The organism is Ruegeria sp. I3, from assembly GCF_056532525.1.
The window spans coordinates 674211-690449 of the sequence record NZ_JBQFNI010000001.1; the positions used below are offsets into that span (position 1 = coordinate 674211).

The window sequence follows — 16239 nt, forward strand, 5'->3', positions numbered from 1 at the left end:
TTAAGCCTAATGCGGCAGCTTGGCGCTGCAAGTCGTTTTCAAAGGCTCATCGCCAGAACCCGGCTGATTTCCGTCAGCGATCGCCCGGATTGTCCCATCCATGTATTGAACGCGGCCTGCACCGCGGCCATTGCTTTTTTGGAGGTTGCAGGTTTGTCGATAACGCCCTCAGCGATCAGACGAGCTGTTACATCTTGGGACAGAATAAAGCTGTCCCGACCGGCAAATCGCATAGCATACTGCGCCGAAGCACCGCCAAGCCGCGATCCGCGCTTGGCGAGCATCTGTAGCAAGCCGACATAATCCTGTGATGGCCACCCGCCCAGAATTTGCCCGACGCCACCTTCCGCGCGGAGTTCCAGCAGAAACGCGGCATTGTCGCGCACTGTGGCAATCTTAGTTCCGTTGCGGACAATGCGGGTGTCCTGCAGCAGTGCGTCGAATTTCTCGTCATCCATGAATGCGCAGCGTCCAATGTCGAAGCCGTCAAATGCCGTTTCGAATCCGTCCCACTTCGATTCGATCACTTTCCAGTTAAACCCTGCCTGGAACACGGTTTTCGTAATAAGCGATAACCAGCGATCATCTGACATCGCCACCAATTCGGCGATCGGTTTAGGCTTGCTTAGCTTGCTTTCCAGTTCGGCGGGGCCGCCGTGGCGATCAGCCGATATCTGGTAGATCTTTTCAAAGTGACGCATCTCCCAGACCCTCCCTTATCCAGATGCTGCCTTATTAAGAAGATTTGACAAGGCAAATCAGATCTTGAGATGAAGCGCGTGTTTTATATTGACTAGTCAATCAATATCTTTGACGGTTCCGAACTGACGGTGTTAAGTGTGTGTATTGCCGAGTGGAGCAGCAGGGATGGGTCGTGTTTTCACGCTTGATGAAGAGCGTCGGACCCGGAACAACTGTTCCCTTTCCTTTTTCGGCTAAACTTGTGCATGTTGCGAAATGTGCTGTGACCACAAATGATCCTGGGCGGGCTCGATATCGCCATGGGGCAAACGTAAAAAACAGGGAGTTGTTGTTATGAAAAAGCTAAGCGTAAGCTTTTTGGCTATCGCAGTGGCCGGGGCGGCCCATGCCGCAGATATGGGCGCGGTCGATGAACCGATCAAGCTGGCGATCAACGAATGGACCGGTCAACATGTGACCACCCATGTGGCAGGTGAGATGCTGAAGGCCGCCGGTTATAACGTAGAATACGTGACCGCCGGGATGATGAATCAGTTCCAGGCGTTGGCCGATGGGGACATTGACGCGACATTGGAAATTTGGTCGTCCAACGTGTCCGACGAATATGCCAAGAAGATTGATGAAGGCACCGTTGTTGAAATCGGCGATCTAGGGCTTGATGCCAAGGAAGGCATTGCCTACCCGGCACATGTAGCGGAGCTGTGCCCGGGCCTGCCTGCGTGGGAAGCGCTGAAAGAGTGTGCGCAAGTTTTTGCTACGGCTGAAACTCTGCCCGGTGGCCGTCTGGTCGATTACCCAGCGGATTGGGGTACGCCCGGCGCGGATCGTATGACCGGTCTTGAATTGCCGTTCAAAGCGGTCCCCGCGGGTTCCGAGGGCGCTTTGATCGCCGAATTGCGCGCCTCGACCGAGCGCAAGTCGCCGTTGCTGATCACCTTCTGGCAGCCACATTGGGCGATGTCGGCATATGACGTACAGTTTGTCGAACTGCCTGCAGGCGAAGAGGCGTGCTTTAACGATCCGTCTTGGGGGCCGAACCCCAACGCAGTGAATGATTGCGATTTCTCGCCGTCACGTATCTTCAAGGCCGGTTGGAGCGGCATGGCAGACAAGTGGCCCGCTGCCTATGAAATCCTTACTAACTATCAGCTTTCGGTCGAAGACCAGCAGCCAATGATGGGGGCGATCGACGTAGATGGTGGCGCGGTCGAAGAAGTCGTCGCGGCATGGATGGCCGAGAATGAAGACAAATGGCGCCCCGTCGTTGACGCGGCAACGCAGTGAGTCCGCTTAAGTGACTGAAGCGAATACGCCAGCCATCGCCTGCCAGAATCTCTGGCAGGTGTTTGGCCAAGGTGCCGACAAAGCTCTGACCGACGCGCTGTCTCGGTCAGGGAGTGACGCTGACAAAGCCGCCGCCGATTTGCGCGAACAGGGGTTTATCCCCGCTGTTCAGGATGCCAATTTCGAGGTCAAAGAAGGCGAGCTTTTTGTCATCATGGGCCTGTCCGGCTCGGGCAAATCGACGCTGATTCGTTGCATTTCGCAACTTCTGCCCGGTACGGGCGGCGAGATCCGTGTGGATGGCGAGAATGTCATCGGTGCATCGAAGAAGACCCTGACTGAACTAAGGCGCAAGAAGCTGGGCATGGTTTTCCAGCATTTTGGCCTGTTCCCTCATATGACCGTGGCCGAAAACGTGGCTTATCCGCTGCGTGTGCAAGGCGTCGGTAAAAAGGAACGTTTGGCGCGTGCGCAGGAAGTAATCTCGCTGGTCGGCTTGGAAGGCCGCGAAGATAGCTTTCCCCGGCAGCTTTCGGGTGGTCAACGCCAACGCGTAGGGATCGCGCGCAGCCTTGCGGTGAATCCCGATATCTGGTTTCTGGACGAGCCGTTCTCGGCCCTTGATCCTTTGATCCGCCGCCAGCTGCAGGATGAATTCCTACGCATCCAGGCGACGTTGAAGAAATCCATCGTCTTTATCACTCACGACATTCAAGAGGCGCTGAAACTGGCCGACCGCATCGCAATTATGCGCGATGGCAAAATCGTTCAGATCGGCACGCCGACGGATATCGTGCTGCGTCCGGTAGACGACTACGTGCGCGAATTTTCTAAGGACGTCGCCAAAGGCCAGCATGCTAAGGTTGCTTCGGTCATGCGTGATGATGCTGAGCGTGGGCCGGATGATCCGGGCCTGACCACATCCATGACGCTCGACGCGGCGCTCGCGCATTGCATGGAGCTGTATGAACCCGTTCCTGTCCGTGATGCAGACGGCAATATTGTCGGTACGGTTCATCCGTCCGATCTCGCCGCAGCTTTGCAGGTGGATGAAGCATGACCGCTGTGACGGATATCCCCGCGCGGCAGGCCCGCCTGACGGCTGGGGCGCAGGCCGCGCTGATTACCCTTGTCGTTGGTGCGGTTTGCCTTGCGCTGGAAGGCGTTGCCCCATGGCTGATCACATGGCCCAAAGAATGGGAACTGCCTGCAACGCAATGGGTTGGGGCGTTTCTCGACTGGTTTCTGAATGGCATTAAACCGGCGATGCGGTTGTTTTCGGACCTGATGACGTATCCGATGAATGCTGCAAACTACGTGCTCGGCAGCACGCCCTGGCCGATCTTGATTGGGGTCGTCACTGCGCTGGGTTGGTATCTGGGCGGTTTGCCGATGGCTGCGCTGGGGTTCTTTGGCCTCAGCTTCGTTCTGGCTTCAGGCTATTGGGCCGAGAGCATGAATACGCTGGCCCTTGTCGCCGTGTCTGTCCCCGTGGCGCTGATTATGGGCGGGGCTATCGGTATTCTTGCCAATGAAGTGCCACGTGTGAAGGCCTTTGTTCAGGCAGTACTGGACATCATGCAAACGGTGCCGACCTTTGCCTATCTGACGCCGCTGCTGCTTCTGTTTGGCTTCGGTCCGGTGGTCGGCCTGATCGCTTCGGCCATCTACGCCGCGCCACCTATGGCTCGCAACGTTATGCTGGGGCTGGAACGGGTAGAGCCCGAAATCAAAGAAGCTGCGATCATGTCCGGCGGGACGCGCTGGCAGCAGCTCTTTCAGGTCGAAATTCCTGCTGCCACGACTCAGATCATGGTTGGTGTGAACCAATGCCTGATGGCCGCCCTGTCGATGGTGATCATCGCTGCGGTCATCGGCGGCTTCAACGACATCGGCTGGGAAGTCCTTTTGACCATGCGCAAGGCGCAGTTCGGTGAATCCCTCATGGCCGGTCTGGTCATCGTTGTCTTCGCAGTGATCATCGACAGGATGAGCGGCACTTTGGCGACCGAGCGCAAGCGATATGACAGCCGCGTTGTCTGGGCGATGCTGGGCTTTGCAGTGCTATTTACCGCTGCCTTCTGGTCCCGGTTGCCGAACCCGTCTGACCTTACAGTTCTGGACCCGATGGCCGAGGCGATTGACACCGGCCTGACCGCATTTACGCAGGCTAACGGGCCTTGGCTGGACGCACTCAAGAACAACTCTCTGTTCTATGTGTTGTTGCCCTTGCGGATCGGTCTGGACCAGGCTGTACTACCGTTCACCTGGGGGTTCCAGTGGACCCCGAGCATGAGCTGGGGTCTGTTCGCCGCTGGTGCGGCTATCGCTCTGCTGATGACATGGCGCGGGCATCTGACCGGTGGACTGATCGTTCTTATCCTGATCGGAATGCTGGAAACCGGCATATCAAACCTGCCTTGGCCGTTTGTCCTGACGGGCGCGGCTGCGCTGGGTTGGGTCGCGGGTGGCTGGCGTCTTGCGGCGCTGTCGGTTGGGCTGCTGTGTACCATCCTCGTTTCAGGCCTGTGGGAGCGGGCACTCCTGTCGCTCTACCTCAGCGGTGCCGCAGTGTTTTCCTGCGCAGTGGTCGGAGGGATGATCGGTCTTGCCAGCGCAGTTTGGGGGCCGGTCTGGAAAGTGGTTCGCCCGATCTGTGATATGCTGCAGACTATCCCACTGTTTGTGTTCCTGATCCCGGTTCTGATGGTGTTTCAGATCGGTGAGTTCTCGGCCTTCCTGGCGATCTGCGCCTACGCCATCGTCCCGATGATCCGCTACACGCGACACGGGCTGGTCAACACACCCGAGGAAATGATGGAAGCCGCAATCTCCAGCGGCGCGACCGAGTGGCAGATCATGCGCGACGTCCGCGCACCCTATGCCGCGCCGACCATCTTGTTGGGGCTGAACCAGACCATCCTCTATGCCTTTGCCATGCTGGTGATAGCGGCACTGATCGGGACAACCGGTCTGGGCCAGTCGATTTATCTGGCGCTGGGGCAGGCGGATGTGGGGCTTGGCATCTCGGCCGGTGCCGCCATGGCGATTTTAGCACTGATCGCTGATCGTATGGTGCAGGGTTTTGCCGAGGAACGCCGCAAGGCGCTGGGCCTGTAAGACAGGGCAGGGGCGGGTAACCGCCCCTTTGCCCTCACTTGATTTCGGACAAAGACCAGCGCGCTGTCACGGCCTAAACCGGGCGCAACACGTTCGGAGATTACGATGACTGGTTGGGGCCTCTTCCTCGCAGCACTTGCCACATTCCTTCTTAGCCACATGATTCCAGCACGCCCAGCAGTGCGCGGCTGGCTGATCGGTACGATGGGAAAGCGCGCATATTTCGCCAGCTATTCAATGATTTCGCTAGCAGTTTTGGCCTGGTTGATCATCGCCGCCGCAAATGCACCCTATGTCGAAGTGATCCCGCCGCTTCCAATCTTTCGCTGGGTGCCTTTGCTGGTCATGCCTATAGTCTGCTGGTTGGCCATTGCGGGCCTGTCGATCCGGAACCCGTTCTCATTCGGAGGGCTGGGGCACCGTCCGTTCGATCCCGAAAACCCTGGAATCCTGCGCACGACGCGTCATCCGATACTTGTGGCGTTGATGCTATGGGCTTTGGCACATCTGTTGGCCAATGGAAGCCTGTCTCATGTCATCTTGTTCGGCTTGTTTGCTGGCTTTGCGGTGATGGGCATGGCGCTCATTGATCACCGCACCGCGTGCAATTTGGGGACGGAATGGGTACGCCTTTCCCGCAATACCGCGCGCCTGTCACTCAGCGCGCCCCGCCCTTGGCCCAGCCTTTGGGTCTGGTTGACTGCTTTGGCTTCTTACGCGGTTCTCCTCCACCTGCATGCATCGGTGATCGGGCTTTCTCCACTGCCTTGATGGATGAAGGTGGTCGGACAAGCCGGCGCGTGCTATCTGAAACGTCATCGACTGAAATCTGAGGTCCAAAAAATGCATCTGGCCTATGTAACGACAACCGATCGCGGTGCGACTGACCGCCTGCTTAGCGAATTTGCGGATGGTCTTGTGCTGGTCGGAACACCGATTGCCGGGGTTGTGCAGACCAACACCGAATGTGCCGACGGATATAAATGCGATATGGATCTGAAAGTCTTGCCGACCGGGGAAACCATTCGCATCTCACAATCTCTTGGCAAGAACGCTCGGGGTTGCCGTCTGGATCCGGCTGAATTGGAACGGGCCGTCGGCCTCGTGACGCGGTCGCTTGAGGATGGCCCTCAATTGCTGATCATCAACAAGTTCGGAAAGCACGAGGCGGACGGGCGGGGTTTTCGCCCAATTATCGCCGACGCACTAGAGCGTGAGATTCCCGTCTTGGTAGGCGTCAATAAATTGAACATTGAAAAGTTTCAGGAATTCGCCGGCGGCATAGCCGAGGCGCTTGGCCCCGATGTCAGCAGCCTGACTGAGTGGTTTGACAAAATATCCCAAACTGACGTTCAACCCGCCGCGGCATCTGGCGGCTGAAGCCCAGGCATCTATCTGCTGAGCTGCGCGCATTGTTTCACGCGCCCAACTGCCGCAAAAATGGTGGACTTGAGCCCACACATCGGGTCTAGCTTCGGTCAAAGTTGCAATCCGGCGGCCAGGTATCCTGGGCGAGTGCCGACGAAATGGGCTTATCCATGATCGAAGATCAGTGCGTCTCAGATGAGCGATCTCTGGAAGCCGCTTGCGGGGTCGATGACCCGGCAGCGAAGCAATCCCGTCTCGATGGGTTGATGTCGACAGATCGCTTCTGGTTAAGCATAGTCACGGCTTACTTTCTGCTTCATGTCGTATTGCGAGTTGCAACCGGCGGCGCGCTTGGTCTGGATGAGGCTGAGATACTTCTTGATGCGCGCCGCCTGGAATGGGGCTACGGCCCGCAACTGCCACTTTATGCCTGGCTGCAATGGGGCATCTTTCAGATCACCGGTCCCGGCATATTAGGGCTGTCACTGCTGAAGAACGGGATGCTGCTGGCGACGGTTGTCACGCTGTACCTGACCATACGAACCCGTCATGCGCCACTGTGGGCAGGGCTGTCGGTCCTGTCACTTCTGATGCTCTATCAGTTTAGTTGGGAGGCGCAACGCGCGCTGACGCATACCGTTCTGGCCAATCTCTGCTCGGTTCTGACCTTCGCGGTGATTTGGGGGCTAATTCGCAAACCGACGACTTGGGGATTCGTCTTGCTGGGCGTAGTCGTGGCAATGGGAAGTTTGTCAAAATACAACTATGCGATCGCGCTGCTGGCCATGTTGCTGGCGGCTTTCAGTGCATCTGAGACGCGCAAGCCTCTCTGGTCGCCTCGACTGCTGCTTTCGTTGGGTGTCGCCGCATTGCTTGTCACACCACCGGTGCTATGGGTTCTGAACAATCCCGAACACGCATTTGCAAGCGCGCGCAAGTTGGACATGAGCAGCGATGGCCCAACCACATTGATCGCGCTGCAAGGCTTGGTTGAACTGGCCTTGGCGTCGGCTGGGTTTGTATCGCTCTTGCTGATCGTACTGGGCGTCCTTTGGTCGATCTATCTCAGGCAAGGGGTGGCCGCCAAAGGTGATGATCTGAGGCGATTGATGACGCGTACTCTGGTCTGGGCGTTGTTACTTATGGCGGCTGTAGTGCTTGTGAGCGGAAGCACCAACGTAAAGGATCGCTGGCTGCAACCGATATTGATTTATGCCGGCCCCGTGCTGTGTTTGTGGTTGTTACCGAGTGCAGGTCGTAAAGGCGTAAGGCGATTTGCCCAGGTCAGCGCCGTTCTGGCGGTGTTTATTGGACTGGCGATGCTGCATCACAATCTGGCAGGGGATGCCAAACGCGCGGCCCCTTTCGCTACTTTGACCTCTGAGATAATCGCGCAAACAGCGCCCGAAAATGCAATTGTTGCTGACAATTGGATTTCCGGAAACATGGCCTATTTTGCGCCCGATCATCCTGTTTACAGCGATCGGGACCCGCGCGCGCCAAATGCTGCTCTTCGGGTTTGGGAATCGGCTCGAAATGCCCCGAAGGACGTCGACCCAGCACAGGTGAAAACCTTGGTTGCGCCATACCGCTTTGACAACAACGAAGAGATGACGCTGTCATTTGGACCTGTGTCGCAATAGCGCGGGGACCATGGAAGTTGACATCGAACGTTGCTATCACCCAGATATCGGCCTGAACGAATGGCTCAATTTTTTCGGTGAGTAAGTGGTGGGCGACCCTGGAATCGAACCAGGCGTGCGTCTCCGCGAGGGAGTTACAGTCCCCTGCCACACCTTGCGGCCTGTCGCCCACTGTCAGGCGTTGCACCTGACGTGGAGGCGTGATTACTAGCGCGTCTAAAGGGCGTCAACAGGAAAATACCGCTTTGACGCAGGAAACCGAATTCCCGGCCCGGAGGCCCGTATTATGAAGAAACCAAAGTGGGTCGTTGAGAAGGAACAGGCGCGCAAAGCGGCTGCGGCAGAAACCGTCTGGCTGTTCGGTTTACACGCCGTACGCGACGCGCTGATGAACCCGAAACGGCAGAAGCTGCGCCTGATTGTGACGCGCAATGCCCGCGACAAACTGCTGGAAGCTATTGAATTTGCGGAGATTGTACCCGAGATGGTTGATCCGCGTAAATTCACCGCACCGATTGATCCGGGATCGGTTCATCAGGGCGCGGCACTTGAGGTCAAGCCGCTGGAATGGGGTGGGCTTGCCGAAAATTGTATCGGGCAGGAAAACCCACGTGTGCTTCTGCTGGACCGGGTGACAGACCCACATAACGTCGGGGCGATTCTACGCTCGGCAGAAGTGCTGGGCGCCAGCGCCGTCATTGGCACCCGCCACCATTCAGCGCCCGAGACCGGCGCTTTGGCAAAAACTGCCAGCGGCGCGTTGGAACGACAACCCTATCTACGCGTGCGCAATTTGGCCGATACGATCATCGAGCTGCAGAACATGGGGTATTTAGTCCTGGGTCTGGATGGTGAGGCCGAGCAGACGATAGAAGCCACGCTGGGCGACAAGCGTGATCGCCCGGTGGCGCTGGTGCTGGGGGCCGAGGGGCCCGGGTTGCGGCAGAAAACCAAAGAAACCGTCGATCAATTGGTAAAAATTGACGCGGCGGGGGGATTTGGTTCTCTGAACGTCTCAAATGCCGCGGCTATCGCACTATATGCATCCAAACCCAGATGACAGGAGGCCCCCATATCCACGCCACATAAAATTGCCACCTGCTGCTATTGCGGTACCCGTGCCGCATTGGTTCTTCGGGGAAAGCAACAGCACGAGCTGAGTTGCGCAAGCTGCGGCGCACCCCTGCATAATCTCAAGATGGTGCCAAAAGCCAAACTGGCAGATCGGCCGATCAAAAGTTACCAGCCGGCACAGAAGCACAAAAAATACAAAAAGAAGAAAAAGCGGGGTCTGTTCTCAAAGGTGTTGGACGAAGCCTGGGACGTGATCGAAGACGTTTTCGATTAACAACCGCACGCCCGTTCACATCGGCGTCATGGGGGTTTCAGATACGGTTTGAAATATGCATCTTGAAGCCCTCTAATCGCAATCCAGTGAATCACCTATGTTGTCTCGACGTTCCTTCTTGATCAGTCTCTCTTGTACCCCGTTTGCCTCTGTCGTCGGTGCGCAGGAAATGCCGATGTTTTACGTGGACGATGGGATGGCGGTCTCAGGCTACGATGCGGTTTCTTATTTCAAGGCTGGAGCACCAGAGTTGGGTCAGCCCGACATAGCGCTGATGTGGAAGGGTGCGATTTGGCGGTTTGCGTCAGAGGAAAATCGCGATCGATTTGAACGCAATCCGCGCGCCTATGCCCCGCAGTTTGGTGGTTACTGCGCCTATGCGATGGCGAAAGGTCTGCTAAGCAGTACCGATCCCAAGGCATGGCAGATTGTGGATGGGCGGTTATATCTGACCCACTCGGAAGCGATCGAACGTATCTGGGAACGCGATGTCACCAATTACATCCGCGAGGCCGAGGGGCATTGGCCTGCGGTTCTTTACCAATAAAACCTATTGCTCTTGGCTTAAGATCGGCGCGCGGCTTATGTAACGAGCCGTTCTGACCATGATCGCCGAAGGAAATGCGCACGGTCCCATTCGGCGGCATTCCGCCTTTTGTGATGTGTCATCACAAAAATGCGCGCAACCTCTTTTTTTTAGAAAACTCATGCTTAAATGTCACAGTGACCGCGGAATGGAACTGCCGCGGGTCATTTCACTGTCCCTCGTTCCAACAACTGGCGCTCAGGAGTTTCCTGGGCGCTTTTTTCTTTGCATGCGCTTGCTTATGGTATGCTCATGAAAGACTACTCTGACGATGCTCTGACCCAAATCCTTAGGCGCACCAAAGTGGTTGCGGTGGTTGGGGTTTCTATGAACCCGGTGCGGCCCAGCTACTACGTCGCGCGTTATCTGTCGCTCAAGGGATATCGGGTGATACCGGTCAATCCGGGCCATGCAGGCAAGATGCTGTTTGGCCAGACGGTGCAGGCTTCGCTGTCCGACATTCCCGAGCCCGTCGATATGGTTGACATCTTTCGCCGCTCCGAGGCCGTGCCACCCATTGTCGACGAGGCGCTGGATGCGTTTCCCGACTTGCGCACCATCTGGATGCAGATCGGAGTTGAACATGCCGAGGCCGCTGCCAAAGCGCAGGCCCGCGATATCGACGTAGTCATGAACCGCTGCCCCAAGATCGAATATCAGCGCCTGTTTGGCGAACTGCGTATGGGTGGGTTTGCGACTGGAGTGATTTCGTCCAAGCTGTGACAGCCCTGACGTTTGTGTCTACGCCCCGGCCTGAATTGAACAGAAATGGTGCATTTGTTGAGGGCGAGGTCCAATTGACCTATACCCATTCAGCAAACCAATAAGACAGGACCATGCGGAATGATTGCTTATGTGACCGTTGGTGTTGACGATATCACGCGCGCTGAGCGGTTTTATTCGGCGTTCCTGCCCGCCCTTGGTTATGCGTTGGAGCGGTATCACGGAGACTTGAGCTATGCGCTGCCAGTGCCGCCGGGGCAATCCCCGGTTCAGCCCGAGTTCTATGTAAAATCACCCTTTGATGGAGGCGCGGCTTCGGCTGGCAACGGGTCCATGGTGGCGTTTGAGGCGCGCACCCAACAGCAGGTTCGCGACCTTCACGCCGCTGCGCTTGGCGCAGGCGGGTCTGACGAAGGCCAGCCGGGCTTTCGCGCCTCGTATGGTCCGAATTTCTATGTCGGCTATCTGCGCGATCCTCAGGGCAACAAAATCGCGCTGTTTTCCAGCAATCCAAACGAGCCTGGGCGCGACGGGTAACGCTTTCGTCGGGTCGCTGTGGCGCTTCGATCACTGCCCGCAGAAGCTCAGTCTCACGGGCTGGATGCTTGTTCCTGTCGCCGCTTTTCCAGAACCACTTCGCGTGGAACCCACTCGTAACGGGTGTCCTCAACCAGGGGCGACCAGAATAGCACTCCGCCATAGCGCCAGGGATCCAAGACAACGCCTTCGTACATGCTCTCTCCCTTGCGGCTGATAATGGCAGTGCTGTGGTCGATGCGGAACGGGTTATCCGCGTTGGCGATGGCGCGGTGCATTTCCAGAGTGCGGAACTGCTCCTGATCCAGTCGCCGCTCAATATCTTCAGCCCAGTGCCAGCACAGACCACGCGGACGCAGACCCTTGTTGACCTTGGCGTTGTGGATAAGCGGAGGGTCGGTGATCTCGTATTCCTGCGCCAGTTGCGCAGTATAGGCATAGGCGATGCGGGCGGCGCGGGTGGCCTCTTCCGGGTCGATATCGGGGCCGAGGCTTTGGATTTCAGCCGCCAGCCGCTGGACCTCATCTCCGGAAGACGGGGGAGGGGTGGCACAGGCGGCGAGGGTGGCAAGCGCTGCCGCGAACACCAAAGCTCTGATCATCTGCGCGTCCTTTGCCTCAATGCACCCGAAGCCGCAGTATAGCGGGCCGGGTCATCGCACGAAACCCGCTTAGTCTTTTGGTCGGGATGCCTTTTCCGTGATGCCGCTGGTGCCCTGTCGACGGGCCAGTTCGCCCAGCACATCATCCAGCGCAACATCGCGCGCGGCCAGCATCACTAGCAGGTGATAAAGCACATCAGCCGCCTCGGAGGTCAGTTTTCCCCTGTCCCCTTTGGCGGCTTCGATGATTGCTTCAATGGCTTCTTCGCCGAATTTCTCGGCACATTTCTCGGGACCTTTGGCCAACAGCTTGGCGGTCCAGCTGCTGTCTGGATCTGCCCCTTTACGGGCCTCAATCGTAGCCGCCAGATCGTGCAAAATACTCATGTCAGCCTCATCGGAATGCCAGCGGCGGCCATATGCTCTTTGGCCTCGTGGATGCTGTATTCGCCGAAATGGAAGATCGAGGCGGCAAGCACCGCGCTGGCCCCACCTTTGGTCACACCTTCGACAAGATGGTCCAGATTGCCCACGCCCCCGCTGGCGATCACCGGCACTTCCACCGCGTCACTGATCGCTCGGGTCAGGGGCAGGTTGAACCCGGCCTTGGTGCCATCGCGATCCATCGAGGTCAGCAGGATTTCCCCCGCGCCCTTGGCGACGACGTTTTTGGCAAATTCAACGGCGTCGATGCCTGTTGGTTTGCGTCCGCCATGGGTGAAAATCTCCCACTTGCCGGGGCTGACTGTCTTGGCGTCAATGGCACAGACAATGCACTGGCTGCCGAACTGGTCCGCTGCTTCGGCGATGACGTCCGGATTCGCGACGGCGGCCGAGTTAAAGCTGACCTTATCAGCCCCCGCCAGCAACAGCGCCCGCACGTCATCTTTGGTGCGCACGCCACCACCTACAGTCAGAGGCACAAAGCACTGCTCTGCCGTGCGTTGGACCACATCGAACATCGTGCCGCGGTTCTCATGCGTCGCATGGATGTCCAGAAAGCAGATCTCATCCGCTCCGGCGGCGTCGTATGCCTTGGCCGATTCCACGGGGTCACCAGCATCGCGCAGGCCAACGAAATTCACACCTTTGACCACACGGCCATCGGCGACATCCAAACAGGGAATGATGCGGGTTTTCAGCATGGGCTTTCCTTTGCTCGGGGCACCTGTACCGGCAAAGCCCCGCCGATGCCAGACTTGTGATTGTGATCTGTCGCGAAGCCATGGAAATTAGGGGTGAAATTTATGAAAAGGATTACCCAGATGCGACAACTTCTTTTGGCTTCAATTCTCACATTCGGAGGCGCCCTGTCCGCCATGGCTGACGACATCATCAAAGTGGAAACCAACAAATCCGTGGCCGAGGCGCTGGACGCGCTGGAAGCCGCCGTGGGTAATGCGGGCGCCACCGTGTTTGCCCGCGTGGATCACGCGGCGGGGGCGGAAAAGGTCGGAACGCCAATCCCGGCCAATCAGGTGCTGATTTTCGGTAACCCGGCTCTGGGCACTCCCGCCATGCAGATCGACCCGCGCGCGGGGCTGTTCTTGCCGCTGAAGGTGCAGGCCTACGAAGACGCAAACGGACAGGTCTGGCTGGCTTATGAAGATCCGAAAGAGACGATGGACGAGCTCGACGAAGTAGAGAAATCCCCCGTCATCGAAAAGATGCGCGGCGCTTTGGCGAAACTGACCGCCGCAGCTGCTCAATAACTCAGTTCAGGGCGCGAATGGCCTCTTTTAGGTCAATCGCGCCATCATATAGCGCGCGGCCAGAGATCGCGCCGTTCAACTCGACGCCACAATCACGCAGGGCGATCAGGTCGTCCAGTGAGCTGACGCCGCCCGAGGCAATTACCGGAATCGAAACCGCCTGCGCGAGCGCCGCCGTGGCTTCGATATTCGGACCCTGCATCGCACCGTCGCGGTTGATGTCTGTATAGATGATCGCTGCCACGCCAGCGTCCTCGAAACTGTGCGCCAGATCGGTGACCTGTACGTCGGTCTCTTCGGCCCAGCCCTTGGTGGCAACCATGCCGTTTCGCGCATCTATACCGACGGCTACCTTGCCCGGGAAGGCTTTGGCAGCTTCGCGCACCAGATCAGGATTTTCGACTGCAACGGTGCCCAGAATCACCCGCGCCAGACCTTTCTCGATCCAGGTTTCGATCGTGGCCATATCGCGGATGCCGCCGCCAAGCTGCGCGGGCACGTTACAGGCTTTCAGAATTGCCTCAACGGGTGCCGCATTAACAGGCTCCCCGGCAAAAGCACCGTTCAGATCAACCAGATGCAGCCACTCGCAACCAGCCTCGACAAAGGCGCGGGCCTGCGCAGCAGGGTCTTCGTTAAAGACCGTCGCCTTATCCATTTCACCACGCAGCAGGCGCACGGCGTTGCCGTCTTTCAGATCGATGGCGGGGTAGAGGATCATGTCGGGCGGCCCTATATCACTGTTACACGCGCGGGATATCGCACAGGCAGGGCAGGGGCGCAACGCGACGCTAAGTCATTCTTGCCCGGTGCCGAACGGCAGGTCAGACTGACCGGAAAGACAGGGAGATAACCATGAAGACATATTCTCTTGCAGCGGTCTTCGCTGCGATGGCCACCACCGCCTTTGCTGCCGATCCGGTAGACGGGCTGTGGAAGACCGCTCCGGGCGATACGGGCGGCTATTTGCATGTGTCGATTTCGGAATGTGGCAGCGCCATCTGCGGAACTATCGACAGCGCATTTGATGCCCAAGGCAACCAACAGCTGGAGTACGAAAACCTTGGCAAGCAAATCATCTGGGACATGATCCCCGAGGGTGACGGCAGCTATGACGACGGCAAAATCTGGGCCCCGGATCGCGACAAAACCTATAGTTCGAAAATGACACTGGACAGCCAGAACAAGCTGACCGTCAAGGGGTGTGCCGTGGGTGGTCTGGTCTGCCGGGGGCAGGTCTGGACGCGGGTGCAGTAAACCTCAGGGCTTCCAGGTCAGGAAATTGCCGATCATACGCAGGCCGACGTCCTGGCTTTTCTCAGGGTGGAACTGCATCCCAACCATCGTGTCGCGGCCAATCACGGCCGTGACCTCTTGCCCGTAGTCCACATAGGCCAACCGTTGCGCCGGATCCATCACCCGGAAGTGGTAGGAGTGCACAAAATAGGCGTGATCGCCTGATTTTATCCCGTCAAAGACCGGATGGTCGCTTTCCAGAATCAGATCGTTCCAGCCCATATGTGGCACCTTGAGCGCGCTGTCCGAGGGCTCGATCTTCACAACATCACCTGCGACCCAGCCCAGACCATCGGTCGCGGAGTATTCATGGCCCTTGGTCGCCATCAGCTGCATTCCGACGCAGATGCCCAAAAACGGGCGGCCTTTCTGCTCAACGGCTTCTACCATAGCGTCATAGATGCCTTTGTGGCCGCGCAACTCGGCGGCGCATGCCGGGAAAGCGCCATCACCGGGCAGAACCAATCGATCAGCCCGCGCGACAACATCTGCATCCGATGTCACGACGACCTCGCCCGCATCCAGTTCGCGGGCCATCCGTTGAAACGCCTTCTCCGCCGAGTGCAGGTTACCGCTCTCGTAGTCAATGATGGCTGTCAGCATCTACAGCGCGCCCTTAGTCGAGGGAATCGCATCTGCCTTGCGCGGATCGGTTTCGACCGCATCGCGCAAAGCACGGGCAACGGCCTTGAAGGCGGCCTCGGCAATGTGGTGGCTGTTGAAACCATGCAACTGATCGATATGCAGGGTGATCCCGCCATGGGTGCTGAGCGCCTGAAAGAACTCGCGCACCAGCTCGGTGTCGAATGTGCCAATCTTTTGCGTCGGTAGATCCACGTTCCAGATCAAGAACGGACGGCTCGAGAGATCCAGCGCACAACGCACCTGTGCGTCATCCATGGGCAGATGGCACTCGCCATAGCGACGAATACCCTTCTTGTCCCCTAGCGCCTGCGTCAGCGCCTGACCCAGCGCGATGCCAGTATCCTCGACCGTGTGGTGGTCGTCGATGTGATAATCGCCCTTGGCCCGGATCGTCATGTCGATCAGCGAATGCCGCGCCAACTGGTCCAGCATGTGATCAAAGAACCCGGCACCGGTCTGGTTGTCATACTGGCCGGTGCCGTCCAGATTGACCTCGACCGAGATCTCGGTCTCGGCGGTCTGACGACTGATCTTAGCGCTGCGCATGGGCGAATTCCTTTTGCTACAGGGCGCTTATAGACGCGGATGAACGGCCTATCCAGACCGCTTTAAGCCTTCGCTGCAAACTGTTGCAGGGGATTGCACCTGGGCGCGGCCCGTGCCAGCCTGCGGG

General features: G+C 57.9%; 20 protein-coding genes and 1 tRNA gene. 13 read left to right on the forward strand and 8 right to left on the reverse strand.

Going from position 1 to position 16239, the window contains the following annotated elements; genetic code table 11:
• Positions 1-38 precede the first annotated feature (38 nt).
• A complete protein-coding gene (locus ACR0L9_RS03490; protein WP_170635993.1) occupies positions 39-701 on the reverse strand; it encodes a DNA-3-methyladenine glycosylase I in 663 nt (220 codons plus the stop codon).
• A gap of 334 nt (positions 702-1035) precedes the next feature.
• On the opposite strand from ACR0L9_RS03490, the gene ACR0L9_RS03495 reads away from it, so the two are divergent.
• From ACR0L9_RS03495 to ACR0L9_RS03520, 6 genes are all read left to right on the forward strand, one after another.
• Positions 1036-1986, forward strand: coding sequence for an ABC transporter substrate-binding protein (locus ACR0L9_RS03495; protein ID WP_170392106.1), 951 nt, complete (start codon positions 1036-1038; stop codon positions 1984-1986).
• A 10-nt stretch (positions 1987-1996) separates the two neighbouring features.
• Entirely contained in the window at positions 1997-3046 is a 1050-nt protein-coding gene (locus ACR0L9_RS03500) for a betaine/proline/choline family ABC transporter ATP-binding protein (protein ID WP_170392104.1), read from the forward strand.
• Positions 3043-5106: an ABC transporter permease gene (locus tag ACR0L9_RS03505; protein WP_480894795.1), complete on the forward strand. Its 2064-nt coding sequence runs from the start codon at positions 3043-3045 to the stop codon at positions 5104-5106. Before ACR0L9_RS03500 ends, ACR0L9_RS03505 begins: the two co-directional genes overlap by 4 nt.
• A gap of 105 nt (positions 5107-5211) precedes the next feature.
• A complete protein-coding gene (locus tag ACR0L9_RS03510; RefSeq protein WP_480894797.1) occupies positions 5212-5877 on the forward strand; it encodes an NnrU family protein in 666 nt (221 codons plus the stop codon).
• A 72-nt stretch (positions 5878-5949) separates the two neighbouring features.
• Complete coding sequence (locus ACR0L9_RS03515; protein ID WP_170625269.1) at positions 5950-6486, forward strand: DUF2478 domain-containing protein; 537 nt, start codon at positions 5950-5952, stop codon at positions 6484-6486.
• A 158-nt stretch (positions 6487-6644) separates the two neighbouring features.
• Positions 6645-8117 (forward strand): ArnT family glycosyltransferase, encoded by a 1473-nt coding sequence (locus tag ACR0L9_RS03520; protein WP_480894800.1) that lies wholly within the window; start codon positions 6645-6647, stop codon positions 8115-8117.
• A gap of 86 nt (positions 8118-8203) precedes the next feature.
• Here the strand turns inward: ACR0L9_RS03520 and ACR0L9_RS03525 are convergent.
• Positions 8204-8287 (reverse strand) — tRNA-Tyr (locus ACR0L9_RS03525).
• 116 nt (positions 8288-8403) lie between these two features.
• On the opposite strand from ACR0L9_RS03525, the gene rlmB reads away from it, so the two are divergent.
• The 5 genes from rlmB (at position 8404) to ACR0L9_RS03550 (ending at position 11311) form a co-directional block, all read left to right on the forward strand.
• On the forward strand, positions 8404-9177 hold the full coding sequence (gene rlmB / locus ACR0L9_RS03530; RefSeq protein WP_170392093.1) for a 23S rRNA (guanosine(2251)-2'-O)-methyltransferase RlmB: 774 nt from the start codon (positions 8404-8406) through the stop codon (positions 9175-9177).
• Between the two features lie 12 nt (positions 9178-9189).
• Entirely contained in the window at positions 9190-9465 is a 276-nt protein-coding gene (locus ACR0L9_RS03535; RefSeq protein ID WP_255612144.1) for a hypothetical protein, read from the forward strand.
• A 175-nt stretch (positions 9466-9640) separates the two neighbouring features.
• Complete coding sequence (locus ACR0L9_RS03540; RefSeq protein WP_170735482.1) at positions 9641-10012, forward strand: YHS domain-containing (seleno)protein; 372 nt, start codon at positions 9641-9643, stop codon at positions 10010-10012.
• A gap of 291 nt (positions 10013-10303) precedes the next feature.
• A complete protein-coding gene (locus ACR0L9_RS03545; RefSeq protein WP_170563822.1) occupies positions 10304-10774 on the forward strand; it encodes a CoA-binding protein in 471 nt (156 codons plus the stop codon).
• Positions 10775-10894: 120 nt separating this feature from the next.
• A complete protein-coding gene (locus ACR0L9_RS03550) occupies positions 10895-11311 on the forward strand; it encodes a VOC family protein (protein WP_480894803.1) in 417 nt (138 codons plus the stop codon).
• A 53-nt stretch (positions 11312-11364) separates the two neighbouring features.
• On the opposite strand, the gene ACR0L9_RS03555 is transcribed toward ACR0L9_RS03550, so the two are convergent.
• The 3 genes from ACR0L9_RS03555 to hisF form a co-directional block, all read right to left on the reverse strand.
• Positions 11365-11913 carry a hypothetical protein gene (locus ACR0L9_RS03555; RefSeq protein WP_170401442.1) on the reverse strand — a complete coding sequence of 183 codons (549 nt, stop codon included), beginning with the start codon at positions 11911-11913 and terminating at the stop codon, positions 11365-11367.
• A 69-nt stretch (positions 11914-11982) separates the two neighbouring features.
• Positions 11983-12300 (reverse strand): phosphoribosyl-ATP diphosphatase, encoded by a 318-nt coding sequence (locus ACR0L9_RS03560; RefSeq protein ID WP_170392083.1) that lies wholly within the window; start codon positions 12298-12300, stop codon positions 11983-11985.
• A complete protein-coding gene (gene hisF / locus ACR0L9_RS03565) occupies positions 12297-13058 on the reverse strand; it encodes an imidazole glycerol phosphate synthase subunit HisF (protein WP_170818761.1) in 762 nt (253 codons plus the stop codon). The genes ACR0L9_RS03560 and hisF overlap by 4 nt, the downstream gene beginning before the upstream one ends.
• 120 nt (positions 13059-13178) lie before the next feature.
• Between hisF and ACR0L9_RS03570 the strand changes: the two genes are divergently transcribed.
• Positions 13179-13625, forward strand: a complete 447-nt coding sequence (locus tag ACR0L9_RS03570) for a DUF302 domain-containing protein (RefSeq protein ID WP_480439179.1) — start codon at positions 13179-13181, stop codon at positions 13623-13625.
• 1 nt (position 13626) lies between these two features.
• Here ACR0L9_RS03570 and hisA read toward each other — a convergent pair whose 3' ends face one another.
• Entirely contained in the window at positions 13627-14346 is a 720-nt protein-coding gene (hisA, locus tag ACR0L9_RS03575; protein ID WP_170420802.1) for a 1-(5-phosphoribosyl)-5-[(5-phosphoribosylamino)methylideneamino]imidazole-4-carboxamide isomerase, read from the reverse strand.
• 134 nt (positions 14347-14480) lie between these two features.
• On the opposite strand from hisA, the gene ACR0L9_RS03580 reads away from it, so the two are divergent.
• Complete coding sequence (locus tag ACR0L9_RS03580) at positions 14481-14882, forward strand: DUF2147 domain-containing protein (protein WP_170392077.1); 402 nt, start codon at positions 14481-14483, stop codon at positions 14880-14882.
• 3 nt (positions 14883-14885) lie between these two features.
• Here ACR0L9_RS03580 and hisH read toward each other — a convergent pair whose 3' ends face one another.
• Together hisH and hisB are read right to left on the reverse strand one after the other, a co-directional pair.
• The gene (gene hisH, locus ACR0L9_RS03585) at positions 14886-15524 is read right to left on the reverse strand and encodes an imidazole glycerol phosphate synthase subunit HisH (protein WP_480894806.1); all 639 of its coding nucleotides are present in this window, start codon (positions 15522-15524) and stop codon (positions 14886-14888) included.
• Positions 15525-16112 carry an imidazoleglycerol-phosphate dehydratase HisB gene (gene hisB, locus ACR0L9_RS03590; protein WP_480894808.1) on the reverse strand — a complete coding sequence of 196 codons (588 nt, stop codon included), beginning with the start codon at positions 16110-16112 and terminating at the stop codon, positions 15525-15527. It abuts the gene before it with no gap.
• Positions 16113-16239 lie beyond the last annotated feature (127 nt).

Excerpts from the sequence above, each read along its gene's own strand:
- ACR0L9_RS03555 (WP_170401442.1), bottom strand. The coding sequence starts at position 11,913 with ATGATCAGAGCTTTGGTGTTCGCGGCAGCGCTTGCCACCCTCGCCGCC.
- hisF (WP_170818761.1), bottom strand. The coding sequence starts at position 13,058 with ATGCTGAAAACCCGCATCATTCCCTGTTTGGATGTCGCCGATGGCCGT.
- hisH (WP_480894806.1), bottom strand. The coding sequence starts at position 15,524 with ATGCTGACAGCCATCATTGACTACGAGAGCGGTAACCTGCACTCGGCG.
- hisB (WP_480894808.1), bottom strand. The coding sequence starts at position 16,112 with ATGCGCAGCGCTAAGATCAGTCGTCAGACCGCCGAGACCGAGATCTCG.
- ACR0L9_RS03570 (WP_480439179.1), top strand. The coding sequence starts at position 13,179 with ATGCGACAACTTCTTTTGGCTTCAATTCTCACATTCGGAGGCGCCCTG.
- ACR0L9_RS03520 (WP_480894800.1), top strand. The coding sequence starts at position 6,645 with ATGATCGAAGATCAGTGCGTCTCAGATGAGCGATCTCTGGAAGCCGCT.
- ACR0L9_RS03550 (WP_480894803.1), top strand. The coding sequence starts at position 10,895 with ATGATTGCTTATGTGACCGTTGGTGTTGACGATATCACGCGCGCTGAG.
- ACR0L9_RS03515 (WP_170625269.1), top strand. The coding sequence starts at position 5,950 with ATGCATCTGGCCTATGTAACGACAACCGATCGCGGTGCGACTGACCGC.
- ACR0L9_RS03580 (WP_170392077.1), top strand. The coding sequence starts at position 14,481 with ATGAAGACATATTCTCTTGCAGCGGTCTTCGCTGCGATGGCCACCACC.
- hisA (WP_170420802.1), bottom strand. The coding sequence starts at position 14,346 with ATGATCCTCTACCCCGCCATCGATCTGAAAGACGGCAACGCCGTGCGC.
- ACR0L9_RS03560 (WP_170392083.1), bottom strand. The coding sequence starts at position 12,300 with ATGAGTATTTTGCACGATCTGGCGGCTACGATTGAGGCCCGTAAAGGG.
- rlmB (WP_170392093.1), top strand. The coding sequence starts at position 8,404 with ATGAAGAAACCAAAGTGGGTCGTTGAGAAGGAACAGGCGCGCAAAGCG.
- ACR0L9_RS03510 (WP_480894797.1), top strand. The coding sequence starts at position 5,212 with ATGACTGGTTGGGGCCTCTTCCTCGCAGCACTTGCCACATTCCTTCTT.
- ACR0L9_RS03490 (WP_170635993.1), bottom strand. The coding sequence starts at position 701 with ATGCGTCACTTTGAAAAGATCTACCAGATATCGGCTGATCGCCACGGC.
- ACR0L9_RS03495 (WP_170392106.1), top strand. The coding sequence starts at position 1,036 with ATGAAAAAGCTAAGCGTAAGCTTTTTGGCTATCGCAGTGGCCGGGGCG.
- ACR0L9_RS03545 (WP_170563822.1), top strand. The coding sequence starts at position 10,304 with ATGAAAGACTACTCTGACGATGCTCTGACCCAAATCCTTAGGCGCACC.
- ACR0L9_RS03505 (WP_480894795.1), top strand. The coding sequence starts at position 3,043 with ATGACCGCTGTGACGGATATCCCCGCGCGGCAGGCCCGCCTGACGGCT.
- ACR0L9_RS03540 (WP_170735482.1), top strand. The coding sequence starts at position 9,641 with ATGTTTTACGTGGACGATGGGATGGCGGTCTCAGGCTACGATGCGGTT.